Genomic DNA, 25,245 nt, shown 5'->3' on the forward strand with positions numbered 1-25,245 from the left:
ATTTACGGCCTTCAGTGCTAGAACCACTTCAGTTTTTTGAAAGTAACAATTTGTATGGCGACTATGACAACAAGCATAGCGATAAATATCCAGAAGGCCGCGCTGTTTTCCGCGCCGGGAATGCCTCCAACATTGATACCCAGAAGCCCTGTTAGAAAACCAAGAGGCAAGAATATGGCCGCAATAACAGAGAGCATATACATATTTTTATTTATTCGGTCCGCCAAAGAATTGGCTAGCTCATCTTTCACAATCTGTGCCCGTTCGCGCATAGCATCTAAATCTTCAACATAGCGCACAACACGGTCCAAAGATTCTTGTAAACGGCGTTTATGCATTTGGTCGAGCCAAGGTTGTTCGGAAGTGCGTAAATGCCCAATGACATCTCTTTGCGGCGCTATATAACGCCGGAAAAGAATGGCTTGTTTACGGATGATCGTTATATCCTGGCGTTCATCAGGTTCTGGGTCTTCCATAATGCGTTCTTCAACATCATCCAGTCTTTCATCCAGTTCAGAGAATATCGGTTCCATGCGATCAAAAAGCCGTGACGCTAAAGCACATACAAATTCACCGGAATTTTTTGGTCCCTTGCCAGCCATAAGCCGTTCACGAATATCCTGCACAGCCTTAAGCTTCCGGCGACGAACGCTAATAATACGGTGTTCATCAACCCAAAGCCGTATAGAAATCATATCCTCAGGCTCGGCGTTTTCATTCAGATTTACGCCGCGGAGAATAAGCAAAGCGCCCGCTTCAAATTCAAGAATACGCGGGCGCGTTTCTTCGGCAAGAAGGGCGTCAATAATGATGTGATCAAGATAGGTGATTTCGCGCTCTAACCATTCCCGGCTTGCCGGATCGGTCGCATCCAGATGCACCCAAGCCAGCGTGTCACTTTTTATGGTTTGAGAAATAGAATCGCCTGTGAGAGGGAAGCCTTTGCCAGTTCCATCGATAGAGCAAGCATGAAGGATTGCACTGTTATCTGTCATTGCTTTGAACCTTAATTATATCTGGTGTTTTTAAGTGTATATCGCGCTGCGGGAACGGTATCTCTATGCCACTTTCCTTGAATTTGTTCCATATATCAAACATAACTGCGCTTTGCGGTTCCCAGCGGCCCTGTGTCACGTCCCCTACCCAGAAATGCAGAATGAAATCTACCGAGCTATCAGCAAAATTTCGTAAGTAGCATTTAGGTTCTGGATCTTTCAAACAGCGGGGATGAGCTTTGGCCGCGTCCAGAAGGATTTCACGCGCCTTTTCAATGTCAGATCCATAAGAAACACCAATAGCAATTTCAATGCGTCCTTTATTGTTGGTGTATGTCCAGTTGATTACGCGGCTGGTGATGAGGTCTTCGTTTGGCACCAGAATTTCTTTGCTATCAAATGTCTCGATCAGCGTAAAACGGGCGCTGGATTTACGAATAAATCCAAAGGTGCCGTCGGAAAGCTCAACCAGATCATCTTGCTCTACCGATTTTTCAAGCAAAAGAATGATACCGCTGATGAAATTTGAAGCAATTTTTTGTAACCCAAAGCCAAGCCCGATACCAAGTGCGCCGCTAAATACTGTTAAGGTTGTAAGGTCAACGCCAATGACGTCGAGGGTAAAAAGGAATGCCACAAAATACAGGACAATCTGAATGATCTTAAGAACAAGAGCACGATTGGAAGCGCGTAATTTTTTGATGTTACCAATACGGCTTTCCGCAACATCCGAAATAATGGCTGTAACCCAGAAAATAAGTGCAATAACCACTAATGCTCTTAAAAGCCCGTAAGCGCTGATTTCATACTCACCGGCCTTGAAAGTCAGAGTTTCCGTATCAAGATACTGTTTTACTACATCAAAATGGCCTGTAGTCCCCAAAACCAGAATAGCTATGAGTGTCAAAAATGTAAGCCACTTAGCGTATATGCCTTTGGGCTTGATAATATTGAGCCATAAACCTGCCATCCTTGTAGCATATAACAGAAGAATATGATCCCCAAGACATGTTTGTGAAAGATTTCCTCTGGCTGGGGTGCCGGATAGGTCATGGTGCTATGAGCATCAAGAAAGGTAACGAAATAAAAAAAATACGTAAATAAAAAACTTTGACTATATGGAGGCTATATTTTATATAAACGGCGAATGGGAACGGAAGATTAATATGGAACGTAACGCAGTTATATTTGTAACTGGGGGTGCAGGGTATATAGGCTCCCATATTTGCAAGGTTCTGTCCCAAAACGGTTTTCAGCCGGTCGTTTACGATAATCTGTGTTCGGGAAATGAAGAAGCTGTGTGCTGGGGGCCTTTGATTAAAGGCGATATTCGCGATCGGAACGCTCTGCGTGCAGCGCTGGAAGAACATAAACCTGGTGCTATCATGCACTTTGCCGCACTTATTCAGGTTGGAGAGTCTGTTGCCCATCCTGATATTTACTATGATAACAATGTCTTTGGGTCTTGGTGCCTTCTGGAAGAGGCGCGCAGGGTCGGCGTAGAAAACATGGTGTTTTCCAGCACGGCTGCGGTTTACGGCATGCCGCAGTCATCTTGTATTTCTGAAGTGCATCCTTTGCGGCCTATTAATCCTTACGGCCATACCAAGCTGGCCATGGAAAATATGATCCGGGATTATGCGGATGCCTATGGTCTGCGTTATGCGATTTTGCGTTATTTTAACGCTGCTGGGGCTGATCATGACGCCGAAACCGGCACGGCTTATAAGGTCGATACACATATCATTCCCTTGCTGATGCGCGTGGCATCCGGGGATAAGCCGCAAATCGGGATATTTGGAACGGACTACGATACAAAAGACGGAACAGCCATGCGTGATTATATCCATGTGATGGATCTGGCGCGCGCGCATGTTTTGTCTTTGCGCCATATTATGGAAGGAAAAGAAAACCTGATCCTAAATCTGGGAACGGATCAGGGTTATAGCGTCCGCGAGGTTGTTGAAAGCGCACGGCGCGTGACAGGAAAGACCATACCGGCGGAAGAAACCACCCGCCGTGCGGGCGATCCGGACGTTCTGGTGGCCAGCGCGTTGCGTGCGCGTGAAGTTCTGGACTGGAATCCGGAAGACTCAAATCTTGATACGATCATGGAAACAGCATGGCGCTGGCGGCAAAAGCAAAAGGGATTATGATCCTGAGGCCTTAAGGATATAGAGATAAGCAATTGATAAAAAATACCACATTAAATCAGCTGTGTCAGACAAAGATCAAACTGGTCCTGATCGGGCTGGATTGTCTGGCGATGCTGCTGTCGCTGGTCCTGTCTTTTTTGTTTGTCCGTATCCTTTCCGCCTTGTGGGGTATAGAAAATGCCTTTTATCTGGATGACCTTTTGACGCTAAAATTTTTGGGGCTTTATACGCTCTTTTTTCTTGGCGGGTTGGGCTATTTTTCTCAAAAAGAGCATTATCGGCTCAAATCTCCATGGTGGCAGCAGGTCAGGCATATTTTGTTTTTTTGCACCTTCTCTTTGGTGATTACCAGTTTTTTCAGCTTTATGATTAACATGTCGATTGGGCGGCTGTGGGTGATTATGACATGGCTAATGGCTTTTGTTTGTCTTCTGCTGTTTCGCTGGGTTGCACGGGGTATTTTAATACGGACGGGGTGCTGGAGCATCCCAACGATTTTAATCGGTGGAGTCGGAAACCTCATTGAGGCCTGTTATGCTCTGCGCTCGGAAAATTATCTGCATTATCAAATTCAATATGTGGTTCTGGTCAATGAAAGCGGAGAAGGACATGAAGCCCTTTTTCATGCCTCGCATCCCGGCATTGAAATCAGGGAAGAGCATGACGCATTTTCTCCGCATGATTACGTTGTGATTTGTCCGGATGACCGCAATCAGATGTCTTTAAGAAAAACAACTCTGGAGGTGCAAAAGGCCGGCGCTCATTTCGCTATTATTCCGCCTTTGGAAGGGGTATCTTTATTCGATTTCCATGCCAGCAAGTTTTTCGGGTATGGCATTACTCTCCTGGAACCTTCCGTTATACTTGGTGGGCCTTTTATGCGCTTTTTTAAGCTTCTCATGGATAAAATCGGAGCCTTGGTTGCTCTTATTTTATTCTCGCCGCTTATGGTGTTTTTATGCTGGAAAGTGTGTCAGGATGGCGGTCCGGCTTTTTATGGCCAGATGCGTGTGGGGAAAGATGGTAGGCTTTTCAAATGCTGGAAATTTCGTAGCATGGCTGCCAACGCTGATGCGCTCCTGAAAGAGTTGCTGGAAAACGATCAGGCGGCGCGTGAGGAATATGAGCGTGATTTTAAGCTGAAAAAAGATCCTCGCATTACGAAGATTGGCGAGATTTTGCGCAAGACGAGTCTGGACGAACTTCCCCAGCTGTTTAACGTCCTGCGCGGGGATATGAGTTTGGTCGGCCCGCGCCCAATTGTGGAAGATGAGAAAAAATATTACAAGGAACGGCTTATGCATTATGTGTCGGTGAAACCGGGTATGAGCGGGTTATGGCAGGTGAGTGGGCGCAGCGATCTGACCTATGCGCAGCGCGTATATCTTGATAGCTGGTATGTTGAGCATTGGTCGATCTGGAGCGACCTGGTGATCATTATCAAAACGGTTTTTGTGTTACTGCAGCGTCGCGGGGCATATTAGGCACTATCTGGAAATGTTTTACGAAGAACTTCTGTGGTTTTGTCGTTTTTAAGTTTTTCGACCAGATCTTTCAGGGAATTGGTGTTCGTACGGTCGGCGATCAAAAGTGCATCTGGCGTTTCGATGATGACAATATCTTCAATTCCCGCGCAAGCAACAAGACGCTTTCCTTCTGGCAAAATCATGCAATTTTTTGTGTCGTGGCAAACAACACGCTCTTCGATCACATTGCCGTTTTTATCTTTTTCACGGATTTCCCAGAGACTTTCCCACGAGCCAATATCGGACCACTCAGGATCGCATGGCACGACTGCGACATCCCCCGTTTTTTCCATGATGGCTTTGTCAAAGGGCTGTTTGGCAACCTCGGCGTAAAGCTCAGCATTGGGCAGATCGGTTTTTCCGGCTTCCATAGATTTGCGAACCTGCATTAGAATTTCAGGTGCATGCTCATCGAATTGTCGCAGGACGGTGCCTGTCTGAAACAAAAACATGCCACTGTTCCACAAATACGTGCTTTCCTTAAGATATGTGCTGGCCGTTTCTTTGTCTGGTTTTTCGAAAAAGGCATTAGCTTTGCGTGCGCTTGCCCCCTCCAGCGGCTGGCCGACATTGATATAGCCGTATCCGGTTTCAGGGCGCGTTGGCTGAATGCCAAACGTCACGATATAGTCCTGCTCGGCAGCCTCAAGGGCGGCCGCTAAGGCTTCATGCAACGCCTGCTCATTCTGGATATGGTGATCGGCGGGTAAAATCCACGCATAGGCGTTATCGCCAAAGGTTAATTTTATGTACAAAGCTGCGTAGGCTACGGCTGCTGCTGTATTACGCGGTGATGGCTCGGATAAAATGTGATTTTGTGTGCCGGGACCGATGGCGACGAGTTGTTCAACTACCTCAGCGCGAAGATCGTCAAGCGTGACCGTGATGATATGGTCTTCCGGTACATCGGCAATGCGCATGGTTCGCGCAATAGTTTCCTGAAGCAGGGACTTTTTTCCGAAAAGGTTTAAAAACTGTTTGGGATGGTCTTCCCGGCTATAAGGCCAGAGTCTGGTTCCCGATCCGCCGCACAGAATGACAGGGATGACGGTTTTTATATCGGCTTTGCTCATTTATTCGGTTTCTTTCTTGAAAGCGCAGCTATTTTGTACGGGTTCCTTATATGTATGATTATAAAAAATCAAGTTTTTTACCCCTGTAGTTTAATTGGGAATATATTTTTTTGTTACGGGGTAAATATCGCGTATAAAATCTACGAGGCGTTGATCTGCTGCATCTTTTCCCTCTTGTTCTAGAATCGGAGTAATCAATCGAATAACAGCGCCGTCTGTGCGTTTCTTTAGAATCGCATCGACAAGCAAGAACCATTTCGCGCTGTATTGTTCATTGATAAGCCGCCCACGCTGGTCAAACCAGTAATAGACAAGAAGAGCTTGCGGCCCTTTTCGAATGCGCATGCGCGTTACGCCAAACGTCATATTTTTTAGTTCTACGGGAACTATCTCGCGGCTTACGATATTCCATCCGCTCCCCGGAATGCAATTGGCCGGAGAGTGGGCAGAGTTTCCGGTACGCTGTTCGTCATAATAGGCAATAAAAAGGTCAACATTGCCCGGAATATTTGAACGGGTATAGCTTGCGTTCCAATAATCGGTCGCGCCCAGTGTTTTCACGAGGTCCGGCGCCATCGCTATCGTATGACCTTCCCATTGCTCCAGTGATAGAGGAAAAGAATGAAAAGATTCTCTGTTCGGTATTTGATTTTCCCGGTTATCAGGGTTTGCGACAAGTAAAACGCAAGCCATCAAAAGGCTCAGGACAACCGTAGCAAGCGCTGGCGTTGCGACTGCCGGTTTTCCTCCGAAGATGTTTCCGGAAGGAATCCGCAGATAGTCGAAATTTATTCCACAGGGTTTGTTTTTGCTTCGCGAAAGCAACCATACTTCTATAAAAAGAAGAGCTAAACACAGCCCGAAAACAAAGAATCCTTCCGCATCGTGCATGATGCCTTCGGCTGCGCCGGGGCCAAATATATTGACCAGTATTCCCGTTACGGCTATTCGCAATGAATTCATTCCCAGCGTTAAGGGAATTGTTGAAAGGAAGATCAACGCGCGCTTCCAGAACGTTCCATTGAACAGAAAAGCGATCAGAAAACCCAGACTCATAAGAGGGAAAAGATAGCGAAGACCGCTGCATGCCTCGACAACCTGAAGTTTTGCCTGACCCAAATCAATAATGTTTCCGTCCTGAAAAACTGAAATGCCCAAAAATTGTAAAATTATGACACCGAGCGTTGAAGACAAAAGTTGCATTTTCGCTGTGAGCGCTACTTCAATCAGGCGCGGCAGCGGAACTGCAAAGGCAAGGTATATTAAAGCTGGCAATAATACCCGAAAGCTTTGCAAGCCGCCGAAAGACAAGACCAGTCCGGCCAAGCACAGTATAAACCCGTAATAAGCGGGCGGCATGAAAGCGGAGAGCTTGGAGAGAATTAAAAATATGAATCCCGTAAAAATCAGAACCAGACCCGTCCATGACGGTGCGGGAACGGGTTTGCTTTTTGTTAGTCTGTGCCATCCTATAAGTAGTGCAATTACGGGTATCAGAATTCCGTGGCTGTATTCATCGCGCTGCCAGGAATTCCAGAGTCCTCCATAGATTGGGAGGAAGGTCAGCACAATTATGGTTAGGGATAGTGCGCTTAGCCCCCAGAAACTAAACTCAGACCGCCAGAATTTCCTGAATTTTCCAGCAACGTTTTTCAAGTGCCCAGAACCTTTTTAATATGCTTGCGCATTTGGGCGGCGAAGATGTCTTTCGCGAATTTTTCCGCCTGCTTTCGGCAAGCCTCCGGCGTGATGGTCTCTTCCTTTTTCTCGAAAGCTTCGACGGCAGCGATGATCGATTCCGGCGTTTGTTCATCAAAGAAAACGCCGGTTTCCGGCGTTACGCTATCCAGCGCACCGCCCTTGCCATAGGCGATGACGGGCGTTCCGCACGCCAGCGCTTCGACCGGCATAATCCCGAAATCCTCCTGCGCCGCGAAAACGAAGGCGCGGGCTTTTTGCATATGCTCTTTAAGAACCGGGAACGGCTGATAACCCAAATACTCGATATTGGGAGCTTTGTCCGCGATCGCCGCGACCTTGTGGGCTTCCGGCCCTGCGCCAATCATAACCAGCTTGCGCTCCGGCATTTTCGCAAAAGCCTGCGCAATCAGCGGGAATTTCTTGTAAGGCACCATGCGCGATGCGGTGAAGTAATAATCTTGCTTGTTCGCACAGGCTTCAAAATCCTGCACGGCCACCGGAGGATGGATGACCGCCGCCTCCCGCCCATAAAATTTTTTGATACGTTCGGCGATAAAGTTTGAATTGGCGATGTAGGATGTTACGCGCGGCGCGGTTTTTTTATCCCATTTGCGGAGTCGCCTAAGGAAGAAACGGATGAGTTTGCCTTTCAGCCCCGTCCCTTGCCCGGTCGTAGAGAGATATTCTTCCTGCATGTCCCAGGCATAGCGAACCGGCGTATGACAATAGCAAATATGTGTCTGATCATCGCGCACGCGCACGCCTTTGATTACGCAGTGAGAACTGGAAATAATCAGGTCGTAGGCGCTTAAATTCAGTGCTTCTACCGCCATCGGGAACAGCGGCAGGTAATGACGGAAATAACGGCGCGCCAGCGGCAAGTGCTGGATGAACGTCGTTTTCGCCCTGCGCCCGCCGATAAAATCGCGTTTGTCGTTGGGCAGAAAATCGACCAGCGCATACAAATCAGCTTCCGGGTAGAGCTTTAATATCTGCTCCAGAACCCGCTCTGCTCCGGCATAGGTTTCCAGCCAGTCGTGTAAAACAGCCACTTTCATGCGAGTTTTATACGGATAGAGGGCCGGACTGGCAAGATAAGAATTCTTGCACAGGCTTCAGGTTCTCTTTATAACCGGGGCTGATTTCGGAAGGCACAAATGGCAAAGCATCCACTCTATATCAATGGCCGGTTTCTTCAGAAACCTGTGACAGGAACGGAGCGTTTTGCGCGTGAGATCGTCTGGGCGATGGATGAGTTGCTGGCGGAGCAGACCGATCGTCCGGATGTTACTATTATCTCGCCACCGGGGACGCTCGCGCCGGAAGGGCTGAAAGTTATTGGCTTTGAGACCTGCGGATCGCGGCAGGGTCATGCATGGGAGCAATGGGATCTGTATCGAAAAACGCGTGACGGCGTTTTGCTGAGTTTGACCAATAGCGGTCCCGTTCTTCACCCGCGCCAGATGGTCGTGATCCACGACGGCGCGCCGTACCGGATGCCGGGGGATTTTTCCTCTGCTTATCGGACGTTTCACAGGATTTTAGGCTGCCTGCTGGTGCGGCAGACCCGGATCGCCACCGTCTCTGAATTTTCACGCAGGGATCTGGCTGCTGTGCTGGGCGTTTCCGCTGAGGCTATTCCCGTAATTTACAACGGGCATGAGCATATCCTGCGCTGCGCGCTCGATGAGGGGATCATTGAAAAACTTGCCCTGAAGAACCGGCCATATTTTCTGTTTGTGGGGTCACCAGTGCCCCGGAAAAACCTGGATATGGCGACCCGGGCATTTCATGCGCTGGAGCGTGAGGACGCGGCGTTTGTTATTGTCGGGGCGTCGAGTGCGAAGGTGTTCGGGAAAAGGACGCAGACGCAAGCGCAGAATGTTATTCTGCCGGGCCGCCTTACGGACCAGGAGATTGTTGCTCTTTACCGCCATGCGCGGGCGCTTGTGTTTCCCAGCTTGTATGAAGGCTTCGGCATTCCGCCGCTGGAGGCGATGGTGCAAGGCTGCCCGGTGCTGGCTTCGAATATTCCGCCAGTGCGCGAAGTTTGCGGGGATGCGGCGCTTTATTTCGATCCGCGCGACCCGGCAGATTGCATGCGGCGTATGCGGGAATTTCTGGATGACCTTTCCGCGCGGGAGGATTTAATCAGAAAAGGCACAGCGCGTTATCCGGCATTTTCATGGAAGACAAGTGCGGGAAAGATGCTCGATGAGCTTATGGATATGGGTTAATACATTTCTTGCGTTATATAGTCATTCAACTTAAGAATTATACAGAGTCGAAAATGACTGGCTTTTGAAAAAATCGACGACAACGTACATACAGGTACTTTGAGGAGATTTTTTCAAAAACAGCTTCATTTGCAGACCTGTATAATTCTTAATTCAAACGACTATAGTCCTGCCTTTTTAATCGCTATTTCATATTCTTCGAGTTGTTTTTCCGGGCTGCTGGCCTCCCAGCCGGCGCGGGCGATGGCGGCCATTTTCTCTGGATCATCATACATACGCCGCATGGCGCGGGCGGCAAAATCCGTGTCCGGGTCGGCCCAGGTCACGGTGCCGTAAACACCGCTTTCATCGAACATTTCAACAAGGCGCGCGGGGACCAGAATGCTATCGTTTTCATTCATAAAATCCATATTGCCGGACCATGCTGTTGCGATTGTTGCAAGCCCCGCCATTCGCGCTTCAAGTAACGGCAGGCTAAAACCTTCGGCCCGATGCAGAGAAACAAAGACGTGTGACTTTGTTATCAGCTCGTCGATTTCTTCGCGCGAGAGGGTTTTCATCAGGACTTTAATACGCGAGTCTTTTGTCACAGATTCAACAAAAGCTTTGATTTCCGGTATATCCGTGCTGCCCTGAAGCTTGATTATCAGTGAAACGTCCTGCTTGGTTGGGAATGCTTTTTGGAAAGCGTCTACAGCGGCTGCCGGATTTTTACGGGTCAGGCCGGAGCGCGCATCCGCCATTGTCAGAAATGTCAGGGACTCCTGCCCTTTTTTCCATACGCGCGGGGCCGGGCTGTATTTTTCCATCACATGGGGGACAACATGGATAGGACATTTATAGAGCTTGCCAAGTCCTTGCGCGGAAAAGCTGCTTGTTGTCCAGATTTCGTCCCAGACATCGTCATAAACCGGCCAGTTTACCGGTGGCTCCGGCAATTCCCATGCGAAATAGCCGATCCTTTTCCCGCTCTCCTTTAAACTTTCCCTCAGGGGCCAGGCCTGTTGCAAAAACTGTGGCGCTGCGCAATGAAAGATATAAATGTCTTGTTTGCTGCCCTCGATTTTCTTTAAAGGGTTTCTGATTGCCGGGGTAATATCAATTCGGCGGACATCGTAGCCCAGCTTTTCAAGGGCGCACATATGATAGTTGGCTCCGTTTGTAAGCCCGTTTTGCACACGGAAACGGCAGACAATATTGATTGTTTTTTTGCTGTGTGTCTTTTCATCTTGTGCTTTACTTTTCCGCAGGGCGGTATGGGCTATTTTTGCAAAGAAAAAATAGTAAATGCTTTTGGCTATTTGTCGTAGGTTTTGCATTGTTCCAATACTCCTCAGCCTAAAACGAGCGCTCCATATAACGGATAAAATGCTTTATAGACAAGTTTATATGATCCTTTTATGGTTTCCACAGTCCATATGCCCTGACGTCATGAAGAGACAGTTTTATGAAATCTTCTTCTGCCTTGCTAATTTTTATTTTAATTTTTACCTTTTTTGCGTTTGTGGCGCAGGCGCAGCAAACAATCTCCGGCGTTCCTGCAAAAAGCGCGGATGATTTTTTGAACTCCCTTGGGATCAATACCCACGTTGCTCAAGGGTATAACCCCAAAAATTATATTGAGCCTCTTAAATATACAGGTATCCGTAATATCCGCGATGCGCCTAAAAACCTGTCCGGCTATTTTATGCTTCATAAAGAAACAGGTGTACGTGTTAATCTTGTTGGCGCCAAGCTGCACCATCTGATTCATGCTGCGCAGACACTTGCAAAACATAATATCCTTATGTCTATAGAGGGGCCGAACGAGCCGAATAACTGGCCCATTACTTACAAGGGTGAAAAGGGCGGCGGCAAAGGTTCATGGAAGGTCGTCGCTGAATTTCAACGCGATCTCTATAAGGCTGTTAAAGCCGATCCACTCCTCAAGGACTATCCTGTTTTTAATATTTCAGAAGGCGGCGCGCAAACTGACAATGTCGGGCTTCAGTTCCTGACTATCCCCGAAGGGGCCGGTACGCTTATGCCTGCCGGGACCATGTATGCAGATTATGCGAATGCTCATAATTATGTCAGTGGTAACGGCGGCCGTCATGTTGATAATCAGGCATGGAACGCTGCTGATCCGACGCTGGATAGTTTCTGGGACGGGCTCTACGGAAACTATGGGCGTACCTGGCGCAAGAAATATAAAGGTTACAGCAATGAAGGGCTTATGCGGTTGCCGCGCGTTTCAACAGAAACGGGCTGGGCAACTAAAAAAGGCGTGTCTGAGGAGCGTACACAAGGGATTATGCTTGTGAATACCTACCTGGCGCAATTCAAGCGCGGCTGGACTTATACGTTCATTTATCAACTGGGTGAAGCTCAAGGCAGTAAAGGATTGCAGGGGATTTATCGCAAAGACTGGCAGCCCAAAGCCGCGGCGCACTACATCCATAATCTTACGACTGTTCTGGCAGATACGATGTCAGGTGATTTTAAACCCGGAAGGCTGGCTTATAGAATTCCCAATCAACCCGATACGGTTCACGATCTCTTGCTGCAGAAAAGTGATGGGAGGTTTTTTCTTGTTGTTTGGGGTGAAAGGGTCAAGGGTCAGGATGATATTATTATCCAGCTTGCCAAACCTGCTGCTAAAATTAAAATTTTTGATGTGACGGAAGGTTCTGAACCGCAAAAAATGCTTTCAGATGTTTTAGAGATTCCGCTTACGCTTAATGACCATGCGTTGATATTGGAGTTTCATTAAATCTAAAGAATCGTTGCTTTGTGACAAAGCTATGATTGTTCCAAACAAGATGCCTTGAAGCACGCCGAAATCAGGGGTTGTTCCTGCAAGAAATTTTGCAGCAAACATGGGCAATAGAGCAAATTTGATCGCCTTGATAACGGCCTCTTCACGTGAATTGCGCTTTGGTGCATGGCGGAGATAGAGCGAGATGAGGAACAGGCTGAAAAAGAGTGCACCGGGAAGGCCCGTACTGGCCAGAATATTCGCAAAGAAGTTTGACGTTCGGACACTCCCGATACCAACGCCCAGGCCATAGCTTTCAATAAAAGCATTAAGCCCTGCCGCCGTCCAGCTTGAGCGTTCTATATAGGAAGATGTCCCTGTTTTTTCGATTAAAAGCGTATTGATCAGATCAACAAAATTTCCACTTAGTAATACAGCTAATAAAAAACAGACGGCAAGAAAAACGATGTTCAGCATTTTTTTTGTGATAGATTTATGCAAGATCTTTCCTTCTTCAGAAACGGCATCAACATTATAAAAAAGATAGAGGCCGAGCATCAGGAAAAGAGAGGCGTAGGCCGTTGAAGAGGTGGATAAGAAGCCCATGGCCATACAGCTCCAGCCGAGGAGCGGCACCCAAAAACGGCGCATTTTTTCCGCATAGACCGGGCGCAGGAAAAGCAGCAAAGAGGCCATTGTCATGGCAAGTCCTCCAAAAGCTGCGGGTTCAGGCGTCAGGCCCAGCACACGGCGCGTTCCCAAAATACTGCCTGCGGAATAGCCATAGTTGGCCGTATAGAAAATTTTGAGCATATCGGCCTTTCCTAAAAGGTTGGCGATAATATCAATAAGGCCTGTTGCGATGATCGCATAGCCACCTGCGAAGATTGCCTTTAACAGCGCATCTAGAAATTCATGTTTCTTTTGTAAAAGAATGCAAACAGATGCCGCCATAAAAACGGACATCGTCAGGTAGGCTGTTTGTGTATAGTTCGTTCCTTGTGGACGAACAGGTTCCAACTCTGCCGTGTTTAAGCTAAAAGTAAAAATCTGGCCGTTAAATAATCGGGGCAGAAACATCGCTCCGATAAGGGAAATCAGCCAGAAGATTCCCAAAAACCCAAGCTGACGCGGTTGAAAAAGCGCAGCAAGGAAAGACGGCACAAAATTCTGACTGATGCCGATACGAAACAAGAATATAATGGATGCGAGCATCGCGGGGACAACGTTTCCCGGCAACACGGTCATTGCACTAAAGGAAGAGCATATGAAGACGGATGCTAACAGGATCGTTGGTGAAAGAATAATACTTCCAAGAATAATGAGCAGCGCTATGACAGAAACCGTATTCATTTCATGATGCTCCTAGCCCAGCCCTAACCAGCGCTGCAGGTTAAATCTCCGGGCCATATCATAAAAAATAACAGGGATGATTGTTCCCAGTATTAAAGCTATAGGGAAAATGACAAGCGGATCGGAATAACCAAGACCTTTCACCATAAAAATTCGGGTGCCGGCTACAATCATCACGTGGAGAACATAAATAGGCATGGTCCTTTGGCCAATATACACTAGGGCAGAGAATGACCGAATGTAGGATATGCGTACCAGGAAAAAGATAAAGGCGCACCCCAGGATAGTGGATGGTACTTGGCTGAGATATTTTGGCGTACCGATTTCTGCAAGATTTGTTTGAGTAAAGCTATATGAAGAAACAACAAACCAGAGGATGCCTGCGACAAGTGTTAAAAACAGGAATGAAAGGTCTGTCCATTCTTTTTTTTCTTTATCCTGAAACAAAAGCGTTCCAAGTCCATAATATATCCCGAACTTAGCAAAGGGGGTAAAAAACGAAGGAAGGGCCGGAAACGTAGAAAGACCTAAAAGAAGCAAGAAAAAGACCAATTCGTATTTTTTATTCATAAATCTGGAAAAGAGGTAATGCACGATCTGCATTAAAATCAGAGCTTTTAAAAACCAGAACTGTGAAACATTTCCTAGCGCTATATTTCTGATCTGAAACCATGAGAAATCCTGGGGGTGGTTGAGGAGCGAGCCGGTCAGATTCATGGAAAATGTCTGGACCGCAGACCATAGCACACAGGGATAGTAAATCCTGATCAGAAGGTCTTTTGCAAATTTCTTTCCGTCCTTCTTTTCCAAAGACGAGGCAAACATCCCCGATAAAAAGAAAAAGGCAGGCATGTGGAACGTATAAATATAATTGAAAATTTGCACCAGAATTCCATCGATCGGGACAAGCTGAGCATCTCGTAAGCCGCCGATGACATGGCCGATAACAACAAGCATGATGCATAGGCCTCGCGCCGCATCTGGCCAGTCTATACGCTGGGATGCGTTATGTACATTAGATGGATAGACCTGTTCGGACTTATAAGACACTATTTTTCCTTGGGGAGGTTAAGTCCAGGCTTGTTATTATGATTAAAAATAATTTTGTCATTTATTGCCTGGCTCCAGACTTTAAAGTCTTCAGAGAAATAACGTTCGATGGGTTTTGTAGGTAATGTATCATGTTTTTGAGTGGTTGATTTGTTATTGTGTGGAATTTCTCCTGTAGCCTTGTATCGCTTACGCAAGAACTCGATTCCTTTTTTCATATCTTCAATAGGAAACAATAGATCGACAATAATATCGCCATTTGTATCGCATATAAAATCCGTTTGTTTCCGAAAATGGCTCCAACGCATAATTTCCTGTTCTTCGATATGTTCAATATCGTTCAACCAATATACAAAATCTTCAAATGTTTTTAAGAATGAATATTCTTCCTCCATTAACTTTTTTTCAGCAGGCACTTTCGTGTATGAGCGATAATAAGTAAAGGCTGATGCAATGCGGTCAAGCGGATTTCTTAGCGGTGCAAATACCAGCCATTTACTGTAATAATTAGGGAAAAGTGTCTTATAAAATTCTGCGGAATAATGCGGAAGCTCATACTTTGTTTCGGGAAATAAAAATTGAGATAGTGACGTGGATGCATTTTTTGGTATGCGAATAAAGAAGGCTTCTGCTTTGGAAAAATGGGTAATAGGGTTATCTTGAGCGTGTAATTTGAATTTAAGTTTAGTTTTTAGAATTTTTACATTTTGCGAATAGGGGATGCGCTTTAAATATTTATTGTTTACTTCAAGACCGGGAGGATAAAAAACTGACATCTTAAAAACTCAATTTAAAAACTCAATTTGAATAAGTTGTTGAGAAGTATTGTATTTTCCTAAAAATAAGGAATCTGCTTTTAAGCCCCTCTCTTAATAATCTGGTGAACATTGCATTTTCCCTACAAAATATCAAACAAATCCATCGAATTGTCCGGCAGGGAATCTTCTCCTTGCTATTTTATTACTTACAATACATATTACCGCTTGATCCGAGACTGGAACAGTTACTCTATATGGCGGCTATGAATACTCTGACACACTTACAGCGGCTGGAAGCCGAAAGCATTCACATCATGCGTGAGGTTGTGGCTGAGTGCAGAAATCCTGTGATGCTTTATTCGATCGGGAAGGATTCGGCGGTTATGCTGCATCTGGCGCGTAAGGCGTTTCATCCGTCAAAGCTGCCGTTTCCGTTGGCTCATGTCGATACGACATGGAAATTCCGCGATATGATTACCTTTCGCGATAAAATGGCCCAGGAAGCTGGCGCCGAGCTTTTGGTCCATATTAACGAGGAAGGCGTCAAACAGGGGATTGGGCCATTTACGCATGGTTCGGCGCTGCATACGGAGATTATGAAGACGCAGGCACTTAAACAGATGCTTGATCACTATCAATTCGATGCGGCATTTGGTGGTGCACGTCGGGATGAGGAAAAATCCCGGGCCAAAGAGCGCATTTTTTCATTTCGTTCAAAGGCGCATCGCTGGGACCCTAAAAACCAGCGGCCTGAATTGTGGAACCTGTATAATTGCCGCAAGCACGATGGAGAGTCGATCCGGGTTTTCCCGCTATCCAACTGGACAGAGTTGGATGTCTGGCAATATATCTATCTGGAAAATATCCCGGTCGTACCACTTTATTTTGCCGCCGAGCGGCCCGTGGTTGAGCGTGACGGTACGTTGATCATGGTTGATGACGACCGGATGAAGCTGGAACCGGGCGAAAAACCTGCCATGAAGAAGGTTCGTTTTCGTACACTTGGCTGCTGGCCGCTGACCGGTGCAATTGAAAGCAGCGCCGATACGCTGCCTGCGATTATTCGGGAAATGCTGCTGACCAAAACTTCTGAACGGCAGGGGCGGGTGATCGACAATGACAGCAATGCTTCTATGGAGCAGAAAAAACAGGATGGCTATTTCTGATGCATAGCGATTCAGCCCTGATTGAAGAGGATGTGGAAGAGTATCTTCGGGCGCATGAACACAAGACGCTGCTCAGATTTATTACCTGCGGTTCGGTGGATGACGGGAAATCGACCCTGATCGGGCGGCTCTTATACGATTCCAAGATGATTTTCGAAGACCAGCTGGCGGCGCTGGAAAGCGATTCAAAAAAGGTTGGTACGCAAGGTAATTCTATTGATTTTGCGTTGCTTGTGGACGGGCTGGCGGCTGAGCGGGAGCAGGGGATCACGATTGACGTGGCCTACCGGTTTTTTTCGACTGAAAACCGTAAATTTATTGTGGCCGATACGCCGGGGCATGAACAATATACCCGCAATATGGCAACGGCCGCATCTACGGCAGATGTGGCCATTATCCTGATTGATGCGCGCAAGGGCGTTTTGATGCAGACGCGGCGTCATTCGTTTATTGCCAGCCTGATGGGCATTAAACATGTTGTCGTCGCGGTGAACAAGATGGATCTGATTGGCTATGACGAAGCAGCGTTCACGGCGATTAAAGAAGATTACCGCGCTTTCGCCAAGGGGCTGGATATTGAGCATATTACCTGCATTCCGATGTCAGCCCTGGGTGGAGATAATGTTATGCAGCGCAGCGCTAAAATGGATTGGTATGATGGCCCGACCCTGATGGCCTATCTGGAAACAGTTGAGGTTGAAGATTTAGCGCAGGACTGTCCGTTTCGTATGCCGGTTCAGTGGGTTAACCGTCCGAATCTTGATTTTCGCGGGTTTTCCGGTCAGGTTGCCGCCGGCCGGATTGAGCCGGGGATGGAAATCAAGGTTATGCCGTCTGGCAAAACGTCCCGTGTCAGCAAGATCGTTACGTTCGATGGTGAGCTGCCCGAGGCGGTGGCCAGCCAATCCGTAACAGTGACGCTTGCAGACGAGATCGACATCTCGCGCGGCGACATGATTTGTGCTGCCGAACATCCGGCGGAAATTACTGACCAGTTTGAAGCGTATCTGATCTGGATGGGAGATGAAAAAATGCTGCCCGGCCGTCCTTATATCATGAAAACCGGGGCACATCAGGTGCCGGTAAGTGTGACGAAGCTTAAATACACGATCAATGTTAACACGATGGAGGAGCATGCTGCCCACTCTTTGGTGCTTAACGAAATCGGCGTGTGCAACTTTTCTGCCGAACGGGATTTTCCTTTCGATATATTCCGGGATATTCCGGGGACGGGCAGCTTTATCCTGATCGACCGGATCACCAATGCTACGGTTGGCGCAGGGACGATTAACTTCGCGTTGCGCCGGGCGTCTAATATTCACTGGCAGGCTCTTGATGTTGACAAAAATACACGCGCGGCTCTCATGCATCAGACGCCACGGGTTGTTTGGATGACTGGTTTGTCGGGGGCTGGAAAATCGACGATTGCGAACCTGGTCGAAAAGAAACTTCATTCACTTGGTAAGCACACTTATACGCTGGATGGGGACAATGTGCGCCATGGTCTGAACCGCGATCTGGGCTTTACCGATGCTCAACGCGTCGAGAATATTCGCCGCGTGGCCGAGGTTGCAAAGCTGATGACCGATGCGGGATTGATCGTGCTGGTGTCGTTTATCTCGCCTTTTCGGGCTGAACGTCGTATGGCGCGGCGTTTGTTTGAAGATGGCGAGTTTATCGAGGTTTTTGTTGATGCTTCTCTTGAAACGGTTGAAAGCCGTGATCCTAAAGGTCTTTACAAAAAAGCCCGCAAAGGGGAAATCGCCAACTTTACCGGGATCGACAGCCCTTACGAGCGTCCGGAATACGCGGATCTGACTATCGATTCAAACAAGATGTCCGCAGAAGAAGCGGCAGAAAAAATCGTGGCTCTGCTGATGGATACGTAGAGGTTGTCGTTACGTATTATATAGCTGCGCCAATTTTAAACTGTCTTCAAAGGCTTTATAAATTTTTTCTTTATGCGAGGGTTTAACTGTATCAATAGAAGGAACTTCTTCAGATTGTTTTCTGAACCCGCTTTTGGCTTTTGAAGTCATACTAAAACCCATCAAGCCCTTTGATGAGAAAAAGCCTTGTAGTGATTTTTCCAAATTCTCATATGGCAGAACGAGATCTACATCAAGTTCCAAATCACCTGTTTCATTGCGTTTGCTATATAGTGAAACATCTTCTGGGAAGTCTCCTTTTTCTACATATTCCTCCCATGATAGTTTGTAGGAACTGTCTTTGTTGTGATAGGAAGAATATCGAAGCATACAGTAGTGAGAGATGCATTTATCGATGGGTTCTCTTTCAATACAAAAAAATGTTAGCTCCATTGACTTTTCTTTGCCAAGGAAATTTTTTATTTCGGAAGAAGACATATGATTGTAAATTTTTTGTTTAAATAGTCTTTTGTGGTTTCTGGCTTTGTGTCCTTCTTCCTTTGGTTTAATTTCAGTCAGGATGTCGGATTGAGGCAGCAACGGCGATAGGGAAACTTCTATAGCAGTTCCTGCTGTTTTATGAGTTTTAACGAATGCAAAATTGTGTTTGAAACTTATGACAGCCATACTAACCTTCTGCTTGAGCTGATGCAGAGTAATCATCAGCCATTCTCTTTTTGTAGTGACTATAGCACCCTTATTGCTGCGTTAAAAATAAACATACTTAATTTCAAAATTCCTTCTGTGTAATCCGGCGTGGATCACATCTTCCGCGCGAGAGATCAAACAAAGCCATCAGATTGCCGCGCAGACGCCCTGTATAATCGACATCGCGGCGGATGGGGATAAGGGTTTTCAGGATATTGGCGATAAAATTGCGTACGGCTTGCATAAACCCGGCCCTGAACGGCACAGTGCCTTTGCGGATCAGGTAATGGAGGTTTGCGATTTGCGAATAGCCGAAACGCAGGCCGCTGGTGCGCCCGCCAGTTGCGCCCATATGAACGCCGATACAATCCGGATAACGGATTACGCGGCCTAATCGTAAACATTGGCCGGTAAAATCGCGATCTTCCTGCCAGCTATAAAGCGGGAGGTTTTCATCAAAGCGCAGAGCGCTGATAGCCGTGCCAAGAAACGCCATATTGCAGCCATAGGCGCAGTCTGTTTCGCTTTCATGGTTCTGGTTGGCCCAGTGTTTAAGGGGAGGTTTTTGCTCACTCAGGAAAGCGGCGGCTTCTTCTTCGCTATAACCTCCGCTCATCACGCCGTCAGCCAGAACGCGACCCGTCAGGCCGACAATATCCCCTTTGGCGAAACGGGTTGCGGCTTTTTCCAGCCAGTCGGGCGCGGGCCGGAAATCATCGTCGAAAAATGTGCAGAAGTAACTATTCGGTTCGCCGTTAAAAGCGCCTTGGGTTTTTAATGCTTCAATTCCTGCGTTGCGCTGACAGGTTAATCCGATTTTTGTGGAAACAAACACTTCGTAAGATCCTGAAAGCGCCATAGGGTGATCGTTCAATCCGGCAATATCCTGATCTTCCGCTCCGACGACAAGAGTCATCGTGGGGGTAAGCGTTTGCCGCGCCAGATAATCCAGAAGGACGTATGTTTCCTTCGCCCGTCCTTTTGTGGCAATAATTACGTAGGGATATATCATGACTCTAACTGTTTTATCTTATAACTCAAAAACAAATATGTTAAATTCTGGTTGGACAGCAGCGACAAAATAATATAGAAACGCTCCATTAGGCAAGAGAACTCTTTTGAGCGCGCCAGATGTCATGAGCTCTTATGCGTTGTCCCTGTTAATTTAAGGTCTATGTTATGACAGCAAACAATAACCGTCCTATCCACAATCTCGTAAAGGACTGTTTGGGATTCGCTGTGAGTAACATAAACGGCCAATGTGAGTTTAGTAAATCTATCTTCGTTATTGCACATATGAGGTGCGGCTCAACTGCGCTTAGTAACGTGCTTACAAATCACCCTTCTATAAGTGGTTTTGGAGAGGCTCATATAGAGTATGGAAGTCGGTCAAAACTTGGAAATTTAGTTATACGGCAGATAAAAGAAAAAAGCTGGAAACATAAATCCGACTATTTATTTGATAAAATATTGCACTCGTCTTACGACAAAAATGTTTGTGAAGACTTTTATAATTCAAAAGCGATTTTTTTGGCAAGAGAGCCTGAAGCTTCCATATTGTCCATTCGCAATTTGTTTGAACGAATTAATTCCAAAGATTTTTGTACAGACCAACTGGCTGCGGATTACTATATAGAACGCGTAAGCGACATTATAAAAACCTGGCATCGTTTTGAAGCCAGGAACAGGCTTGGGCTAACGCATAGTGATTTGGTTTCCGGTCCCGATGCGCAGCTTAATAGAATTAGTGCTTTCATTGGAATTTCTCCCCCGCTGGAAAACAAATACGAAAGTCGCAGCGCTTCTACAAAAGAAGGAGCGGGGGACCCTCTTTCTTCTGACAAGTTTAATAAGATTCTAGCCGACGGTGACGGAACGTCGCTCTCAAAAACAAGAAACCTTGAAATTACGGAATCAACACACGAAAAAATACAAAGCGTCTATAAGAAGTTTATACGTATAATCCGTGATGATCCTGTGTAGATGTTTTAATTGGACAGCGGTGGCAAAGTAATATAGGAACGCTCGTTTAGGTAAGGCAACTCCAACACGCCTAACATAATTTGCTCTTACGCCTTGTGTTTGGAGCGCCTGAGGTTATCGGATCATGTCTTTTGACTCAAAAGAAATACCTTTTTCCCACAAAATTGCGAATGGCGGGTCTCTGACCATCGCGGGAAAACTTGTGTGCCGCTGTCTGGACCTTATTACTCTGGCTATTCTTTCGCGTCTGCTCAGCCCGGCTGACTTTGGCCTGACCGCGCTGGCTATGACATCGGTTATTATTGCAGAAACTGTGACGTCTCTTCCTTTGGCTGCTGCTTTGTTACGTGTTTCAAAACCAAGCCGGGCTATGTATGACACGGCTTTTACCCTTGCCTTTTTACGCGGTGTTTTGTTGGCAGTCGTTTTGAGCGCATTGGGATTTGTCATGATGTATATTTATAATGAACCCCGGCTGGTGGCTTTGGTGGCAGCCTTGTCTATCGCTCCCATTTTGCGGGGTCTTCTTAGTCCCCGCATGGTCGATTATATGCGGGAGATGAATTTTATGCCGGAAGCCGGCATTGAAATTGCGGGGAAAACCGCTGCACTTGTTGCTTCCTGTGCGGTGGCTTTTTCCACCCATTCTTACTGGGCGATTGCCGTTTCAACTATTACAACGCCTTTTGTCATGAATTTGCTCTCTTATCGGGCCGCTCCCTACAGGCCACGTTTTTGCCTATCGGAATGGGTGTTGTTTAAAAATTATGTGGGGTGGAATTCGTTGACACAGCTTATTGGTGCATTGAAATGGCAAATGGATAAGCTCTTGCTTGGATATTTTGTACCCAAGGCAACGCTTGGTCAGTATACGATGGCGTCTGATCTTAACAATATTCCGCTTCAGTCTATTGTTGTGCCTTTGAAACGTCCGGTGCTTGCGTCTTACTCAGCACGTGGTGTAAGGCCACCGGAAGAATTGATGAAGACCTATCTTAAGACATCAAATGCCATGCTGGCTTTTGCCGGGCCGGTTTTTGTTGGGCTCGCGCTTTTGGCTGTGCCCGCTGTATATCTGGTTTTAGGTCCAAAATGGGAAGAGGCAGGAAGCCTTTTGCAATGGATTGCGATTGCAGCATTGCTGACTCTGCCCGTCATTAACCTTGATCAGTTGGCCTTAGCGCTTGATGAAGCGCGTATGCTGACATGGCGCACGGTTTTAGAATTTTGCGTCGCTGTGCCGTTGTTGTTTTTTGGGTGCGTTACTTATGGCGTGATGGGGGTTGTCGGCGCTCGCATTATCGGTGGGTTGTTTACGGTACTTATCAGTATGGAGGCGGTGCGTAAGCTGATTGGGTGTTCTTTTGCCTGTCAAATTATGGTATTGCAACGCACTGTATTTGCTCTTTTCCTTATGGGTGGAAGTTTGTGGTTTTTACGGCCTCTGGTTATTATGGACGATTCTGTGATTGCTTTGGCCTTTAGCCTTGCCGGTGTGGGGTTGGGGGGGCTGTTATTTTACATAGTATCCATTGCTATTTTTTGGCGACTGGCTGGCTATCCTGCCGGTATTGAAGCTGTCGTGTGGGGAAAGGGAGAAAATATACTTTCACAAATGAAAAAGCGGTTGGTTTCCTGATGTTTTTCAGGATTTAATTTCGTCTAAAATCTCCCGGTAAAGCGTTAGGCTGTCCTCGGCGGCGCCAGTCTGTGTACCTCGGCCATAGGCATCGACGTAGCGGATAATGTCTTCTTCGCGGCAGATGCCTGTTTGTTTTTCGTAGATCTTACAAGGCTTGCTTGTCAGGTTTGCCATGCAGTGTACGCTTTGAAGCGGGATATTGATCATATCACCTGCGTTCAGAGTCAAACGCTGTCCGTTTAGCACGACCGTCAGCGTACCTTCTTCTACCCGCCATAGTTCTGTACGAAGCTCATGGGATTGTAAAGAAAGGATTTTTCCCGGCATAAGCGTGATGGTCTTCTCGCAATATTCGCTGCCGTCTTTGAGGGGGCCAACACCGGTTACAACGTAGCTGCCCCATGGGCGGGTGTCGCTGTCGCCAATCTTATAGGCTTCAAGATCGCATGCATATCTTTGCACTCTGTTTATGGCGGTATTCAGTGTCATGACTATTTTATTATTTTTGCCTTTATTCAGGCTTGAATGCCATTGTATTTTTTCATTATCTCCTGTTAAAAGTTATGTCATCTAAAATCAAGTTTTTTCTTTACGGTGGGTAGACTTGCTTATTTTACAGGCTTCTAACTCTTTGAAAATTCCTTATCTTCCGGCATCGTCACGCCTTTCGGCAGATGGTTCCGCCATTTAGCAAAAGCCGGTTTATTTATGGGACTAGCGATGTAGAAGGTACCGTCCGGGCTTTCTTCTATTTTCGCCCATGTGAGTGTACGCGCCTTATCCGGTTCATCCTCACCTGTTTTAGCGTTTTTTCCGATTAATTGTTTAACGCCGTCTTTTTCTTCGATCGTATAACCTTGTGCGGTCCACCACGCGGCTGCAATTTCATTAACAACAGCCAACGCATTTAGAGGTGGTCCCAAGAATTCGGACAGTGAGTTAAGCTACGATCTATGACCGAAGGAGGGTCATGGATTATGAGCAAGACAAGGAAGAACTACCCGGCGAAGTTTAAAGCGCAGGTTGCGCTGGCGGCGTTGCGGGAGGACGCGCCGATCACGGAGCTGTCATCCCGTTACGGGGTGCATGCGACGGTCATTCACCGTTGGAAGAAGGAGGCTCTGGCTGCGCTGGAGGCGGGTTTTGCGGGCAAGCTGGAATCGCGAGCGGACGCGCATAACGCCGAGGTCAGGGACTTGCACGCCAAGATCGGACAGCTGACAGTGGAACGTGATTTTTTAGCCGATGCCTCCGCCCGGTTGCGGTCCGGGGGCGGCAGGAAATGGTAGACCCGTCCAATGACAATATCGGCATCGCGGCGCAGTGCCGGTTGCTGGGGATCAGCCGCTCTGGCTGGTATTACGAGCGGCGCGGGGAGAGCGCGGACAATTTGGCGCTGATGCGGCTGATTGACGCGCAATTCCTGCAAACCCCGTTTTACGGGTCCCGTCAGATGGCCCGGCATCTGCGCCGTCAGGGGTACGAGGTAGGCCGCACCCGCGTGCGGCGTCTGATGCGCCTGATGGGAATCGAGGCGGTCTATCAAAGGCCGCGCACTTCGATGCCGCATCCCGGCCACCGGATTTATCCCTACCGGCTCAAGGGGCTCACGATCACCCGCCCGAACCATGTATGGTGCGCGGATATCACGTACATCCCTGTCAAACGCGGGTTTTTGTATCTGGTAGCGATCATGGACTGGGCCAGCCGGAAGGTGCTGGCCTGGCGGCTGTCGAACACGATGGAAACGCGCTTTTGCGTGGAGGCGCTGGAGGAAGCCATCGCCCGCTACGGGCCGCCGGAGATCTTCAATACCGATCAGGGCAGCCAGTTCACGGCGGACGCGTGGACGGGCGTCCTGAAAGAAAACGGGATCGCGATCTCGATGGACGGCAAGGGCCGCTGGATGGACAATGTGTTCATCGAGCGGCTGTGGCGGAGTCTGAAATATGAATGCGTGTATCTGAACGCGTTCGAGAGCGGCCTGCAAGCCAGGCGGGATATCGGGCGCTGGCTGGCGTTTTACAACGCGCAGAGGCCGCATTCGGTATTTGATGGACAAACCCCGGACGACGTTTATGATGAACGAAATTTTGTTTCTCCGGCCTCGGGCTTGCCGCCTCCGCCTAACGGCTCCGGCGGCCGCGCCCTTCACCCGGAGAAACAAAACCACAGGCAGGCGGCATGACAATAACCAACCGATCGTAGCTTAACTTCGCCGCAAAGCTGGCCGAAGAACCGAGACCACCTCTTTTTGCACCTCGCCCAGTGTATTAAATTCCAATATTTTCA

General features: G+C 47.5%; 21 protein-coding genes and 1 pseudogene. 9 read left to right on the forward strand and 13 right to left on the reverse strand.

What is annotated here, in order from left to right:
* Positions 1–17: 17 nt before the first annotated feature.
* Complete coding sequence (locus H6859_10565) at positions 18–995, reverse strand: zinc transporter ZntB (GenBank protein ID USO05547.1); 978 nt, start codon at positions 993–995, stop codon at positions 18–20.
* Positions 985–1,965, reverse strand: a complete 981-nt coding sequence (locus H6859_10570) for a mechanosensitive ion channel (GenBank protein USO05548.1) — start codon at positions 1,963–1,965, stop codon at positions 985–987. The genes H6859_10565 and H6859_10570 overlap by 11 nt, the downstream gene beginning before the upstream one ends.
* 196 nt (positions 1,966–2,161) lie before the next feature.
* On the opposite strand from H6859_10570, the gene galE reads away from it, so the two are divergent.
* Positions 2,162–3,151, forward strand: coding sequence for a UDP-glucose 4-epimerase GalE (gene galE / locus H6859_10575; GenBank protein USO05549.1), 990 nt, complete (start codon positions 2,162–2,164; stop codon positions 3,149–3,151).
* A gap of 32 nt (positions 3,152–3,183) precedes the next feature.
* Positions 3,184–4,635 carry an undecaprenyl-phosphate galactose phosphotransferase WbaP gene (wbaP, locus tag H6859_10580; protein ID USO05550.1) on the forward strand — a complete coding sequence of 484 codons (1,452 nt, stop codon included), beginning with the start codon at positions 3,184–3,186 and terminating at the stop codon, positions 4,633–4,635.
* Here wbaP and H6859_10585 read toward each other — a convergent pair.
* From H6859_10585 to H6859_10595, 3 genes are all read right to left on the reverse strand, one after another.
* The gene (locus tag H6859_10585; GenBank protein USO05551.1) at positions 4,632–5,750 is read right to left on the reverse strand and encodes a mannose-1-phosphate guanylyltransferase; all 1,119 of its coding nucleotides are present in this window, start codon (positions 5,748–5,750) and stop codon (positions 4,632–4,634) included. The genes wbaP and H6859_10585 overlap by 4 nt on opposite strands.
* Positions 5,751–5,840: 90 nt before the next feature.
* A complete protein-coding gene (xrtD, locus tag H6859_10590) occupies positions 5,841–7,406 on the reverse strand; it encodes a VPLPA-CTERM-specific exosortase XrtD (protein USO05552.1) in 1,566 nt (521 codons plus the stop codon).
* Positions 7,403–8,509 carry a glycosyltransferase gene (locus tag H6859_10595; protein ID USO05553.1) on the reverse strand — a complete coding sequence of 369 codons (1,107 nt, stop codon included), beginning with the start codon at positions 8,507–8,509 and terminating at the stop codon, positions 7,403–7,405. Before H6859_10595 ends, xrtD begins: the two co-directional genes overlap by 4 nt.
* Positions 8,510–8,608: 99 nt before the next feature.
* On the opposite strand from H6859_10595, the gene H6859_10600 reads away from it, so the two are divergent.
* On the forward strand, positions 8,609–9,688 hold the full coding sequence (locus H6859_10600; protein ID USO05554.1) for a glycosyltransferase family 4 protein: 1,080 nt from the start codon (positions 8,609–8,611) through the stop codon (positions 9,686–9,688).
* Between the two features lie 161 nt (positions 9,689–9,849).
* Here H6859_10600 and H6859_10605 read toward each other — a convergent pair whose 3' ends face one another.
* Complete coding sequence (locus tag H6859_10605; GenBank protein ID USO05555.1) at positions 9,850–11,007, reverse strand: glycosyltransferase family 4 protein; 1,158 nt, start codon at positions 11,005–11,007, stop codon at positions 9,850–9,852.
* 128 nt (positions 11,008–11,135) lie between these two features.
* On the opposite strand from H6859_10605, the gene H6859_10610 reads away from it, so the two are divergent.
* Positions 11,136–12,440, forward strand: a complete 1,305-nt coding sequence (locus H6859_10610) for a glycosyl hydrolase (GenBank protein ID USO05556.1) — start codon at positions 11,136–11,138, stop codon at positions 12,438–12,440.
* Here the strand turns inward: H6859_10610 and H6859_10615 are convergent.
* The 3 genes from H6859_10615 to H6859_10625 all read right to left on the reverse strand — a co-directional run bounded on the left by H6859_10615 (position 12,387) and on the right by H6859_10625 (position 15,604).
* Complete coding sequence (locus tag H6859_10615; GenBank protein USO05557.1) at positions 12,387–13,778, reverse strand: hypothetical protein; 1,392 nt, start codon at positions 13,776–13,778, stop codon at positions 12,387–12,389. The two genes, H6859_10610 and H6859_10615, sit on opposite strands and share 54 nt — an antisense overlap.
* 12 nt (positions 13,779–13,790) lie before the next feature.
* Complete coding sequence (locus H6859_10620; GenBank protein ID USO05558.1) at positions 13,791–14,735, reverse strand: acyltransferase; 945 nt, start codon at positions 14,733–14,735, stop codon at positions 13,791–13,793.
* 92 nt (positions 14,736–14,827) lie between these two features.
* The gene (locus H6859_10625; protein USO05559.1) at positions 14,828–15,604 is read right to left on the reverse strand and encodes a sulfotransferase family 2 domain-containing protein; all 777 of its coding nucleotides are present in this window, start codon (positions 15,602–15,604) and stop codon (positions 14,828–14,830) included.
* Positions 15,605–15,840: 236 nt separating this feature from the next.
* On the opposite strand from H6859_10625, the gene cysD reads away from it, so the two are divergent.
* Positions 15,841–16,752 (forward strand): sulfate adenylyltransferase subunit CysD, encoded by a 912-nt coding sequence (gene cysD, locus H6859_10630; protein USO05560.1) that lies wholly within the window; start codon positions 15,841–15,843, stop codon positions 16,750–16,752.
* Positions 16,752–18,641 (forward strand): sulfate adenylyltransferase subunit CysN, encoded by a 1,890-nt coding sequence (gene cysN / locus H6859_10635; protein USO05561.1) that lies wholly within the window; start codon positions 16,752–16,754, stop codon positions 18,639–18,641. Before cysD ends, cysN begins: the two co-directional genes overlap by 1 nt.
* A 9-nt stretch (positions 18,642–18,650) precedes the next feature.
* Here the strand turns inward: cysN and H6859_10640 are convergent, their stop codons facing one another.
* Positions 18,651–19,343, reverse strand: a complete 693-nt coding sequence (locus tag H6859_10640; protein USO05562.1) for a hypothetical protein — start codon at positions 19,341–19,343, stop codon at positions 18,651–18,653.
* 67 nt (positions 19,344–19,410) lie between these two features.
* Complete coding sequence (locus tag H6859_10645) at positions 19,411–20,340, reverse strand: glycosyltransferase family 2 protein (protein USO05563.1); 930 nt, start codon at positions 20,338–20,340, stop codon at positions 19,411–19,413.
* A gap of 167 nt (positions 20,341–20,507) precedes the next feature.
* Here H6859_10645 and H6859_10650 point away from each other — a divergent pair, with 167 nt between their 5' ends.
* Both H6859_10650 and H6859_10655 read left to right on the forward strand, forming a co-directional pair.
* The gene (locus H6859_10650) at positions 20,508–21,311 is read left to right on the forward strand and encodes a sulfotransferase family protein (GenBank protein USO05564.1); all 804 of its coding nucleotides are present in this window, start codon (positions 20,508–20,510) and stop codon (positions 21,309–21,311) included.
* 124 nt (positions 21,312–21,435) lie between these two features.
* The gene (locus H6859_10655; GenBank protein ID USO05565.1) at positions 21,436–22,950 is read left to right on the forward strand and encodes an oligosaccharide flippase family protein; all 1,515 of its coding nucleotides are present in this window, start codon (positions 21,436–21,438) and stop codon (positions 22,948–22,950) included.
* Positions 22,951–22,956: 6 nt separating this feature from the next.
* Here H6859_10655 and H6859_10660 read toward each other — a convergent pair whose 3' ends face one another.
* Together H6859_10660 and H6859_10665 are read right to left on the reverse strand one after the other, a co-directional pair.
* Complete coding sequence (locus tag H6859_10660) at positions 22,957–23,442, reverse strand: phosphomannose isomerase type II C-terminal cupin domain (GenBank protein ID USO05566.1); 486 nt, start codon at positions 23,440–23,442, stop codon at positions 22,957–22,959.
* 134 nt (positions 23,443–23,576) lie between these two features.
* Positions 23,577–23,855 carry a hypothetical protein gene (locus H6859_10665; GenBank protein ID USO05567.1) on the reverse strand — a complete coding sequence of 93 codons (279 nt, stop codon included), beginning with the start codon at positions 23,853–23,855 and terminating at the stop codon, positions 23,577–23,579.
* Between the two features lie 75 nt (positions 23,856–23,930).
* On the opposite strand from H6859_10665, the pseudogene H6859_10670 reads away from it, so the two are divergent.
* A pseudogene (locus H6859_10670) lies at positions 23,931–25,036 on the forward strand (IS3 family transposase).
* Positions 25,037–25,245: the final 209 nt, after the last annotated feature.

The sequence above is a fragment of the Rhodospirillales bacterium genome, from assembly GCA_023898785.1.
GTDB lineage: Bacteria > Pseudomonadota > Alphaproteobacteria > Micavibrionales > Micavibrionaceae > TMED27.

What these genes read in the sequence shown, in the direction of transcription:
- H6859_10600 (USO05554.1), top strand. Translation starts at nt 8,609, where the DNA reads ATGGCAAAGCATCCACTCTATATCAATGGCCGGTTTCTTCAGAAACCT.
- H6859_10565 (USO05547.1), bottom strand. Translation starts at nt 995, where the DNA reads ATGACAGATAACAGTGCAATCCTTCATGCTTGCTCTATCGATGGAACT.
- H6859_10640 (USO05562.1), bottom strand. Translation starts at nt 19,343, where the DNA reads ATGATTACTCTGCATCAGCTCAAGCAGAAGGTTAGTATGGCTGTCATA.
- H6859_10645 (USO05563.1), bottom strand. Translation starts at nt 20,340, where the DNA reads ATGATATATCCCTACGTAATTATTGCCACAAAAGGACGGGCGAAGGAA.
- cysN (USO05561.1), top strand. Translation starts at nt 16,752, where the DNA reads ATGCATAGCGATTCAGCCCTGATTGAAGAGGATGTGGAAGAGTATCTT.
- galE (USO05549.1), top strand. Translation starts at nt 2,162, where the DNA reads ATGGAACGTAACGCAGTTATATTTGTAACTGGGGGTGCAGGGTATATA.
- H6859_10650 (USO05564.1), top strand. Translation starts at nt 20,508, where the DNA reads ATGACAGCAAACAATAACCGTCCTATCCACAATCTCGTAAAGGACTGT.
- H6859_10595 (USO05553.1), bottom strand. Translation starts at nt 8,509, where the DNA reads ATGAAAGTGGCTGTTTTACACGACTGGCTGGAAACCTATGCCGGAGCA.
- H6859_10625 (USO05559.1), bottom strand. Translation starts at nt 15,604, where the DNA reads ATGTCAGTTTTTTATCCTCCCGGTCTTGAAGTAAACAATAAATATTTA.
- H6859_10655 (USO05565.1), top strand. Translation starts at nt 21,436, where the DNA reads ATGTCTTTTGACTCAAAAGAAATACCTTTTTCCCACAAAATTGCGAAT.
- cysD (USO05560.1), top strand. Translation starts at nt 15,841, where the DNA reads ATGGCGGCTATGAATACTCTGACACACTTACAGCGGCTGGAAGCCGAA.
- H6859_10610 (USO05556.1), top strand. Translation starts at nt 11,136, where the DNA reads ATGAAATCTTCTTCTGCCTTGCTAATTTTTATTTTAATTTTTACCTTT.
- H6859_10620 (USO05558.1), bottom strand. Translation starts at nt 14,735, where the DNA reads ATGCTTGTTGTTATCGGCCATGTCATCGGCGGCTTACGAGATGCTCAG.
- H6859_10570 (USO05548.1), bottom strand. Translation starts at nt 1,965, where the DNA reads ATGGCAGGTTTATGGCTCAATATTATCAAGCCCAAAGGCATATACGCT.
- H6859_10660 (USO05566.1), bottom strand. Translation starts at nt 23,442, where the DNA reads ATGACACTGAATACCGCCATAAACAGAGTGCAAAGATATGCATGCGAT.
- H6859_10615 (USO05557.1), bottom strand. Translation starts at nt 13,778, where the DNA reads ATGAATACGGTTTCTGTCATAGCGCTGCTCATTATTCTTGGAAGTATT.
- H6859_10605 (USO05555.1), bottom strand. Translation starts at nt 11,007, where the DNA reads ATGCAAAACCTACGACAAATAGCCAAAAGCATTTACTATTTTTTCTTT.
- H6859_10585 (USO05551.1), bottom strand. Translation starts at nt 5,750, where the DNA reads ATGAGCAAAGCCGATATAAAAACCGTCATCCCTGTCATTCTGTGCGGC.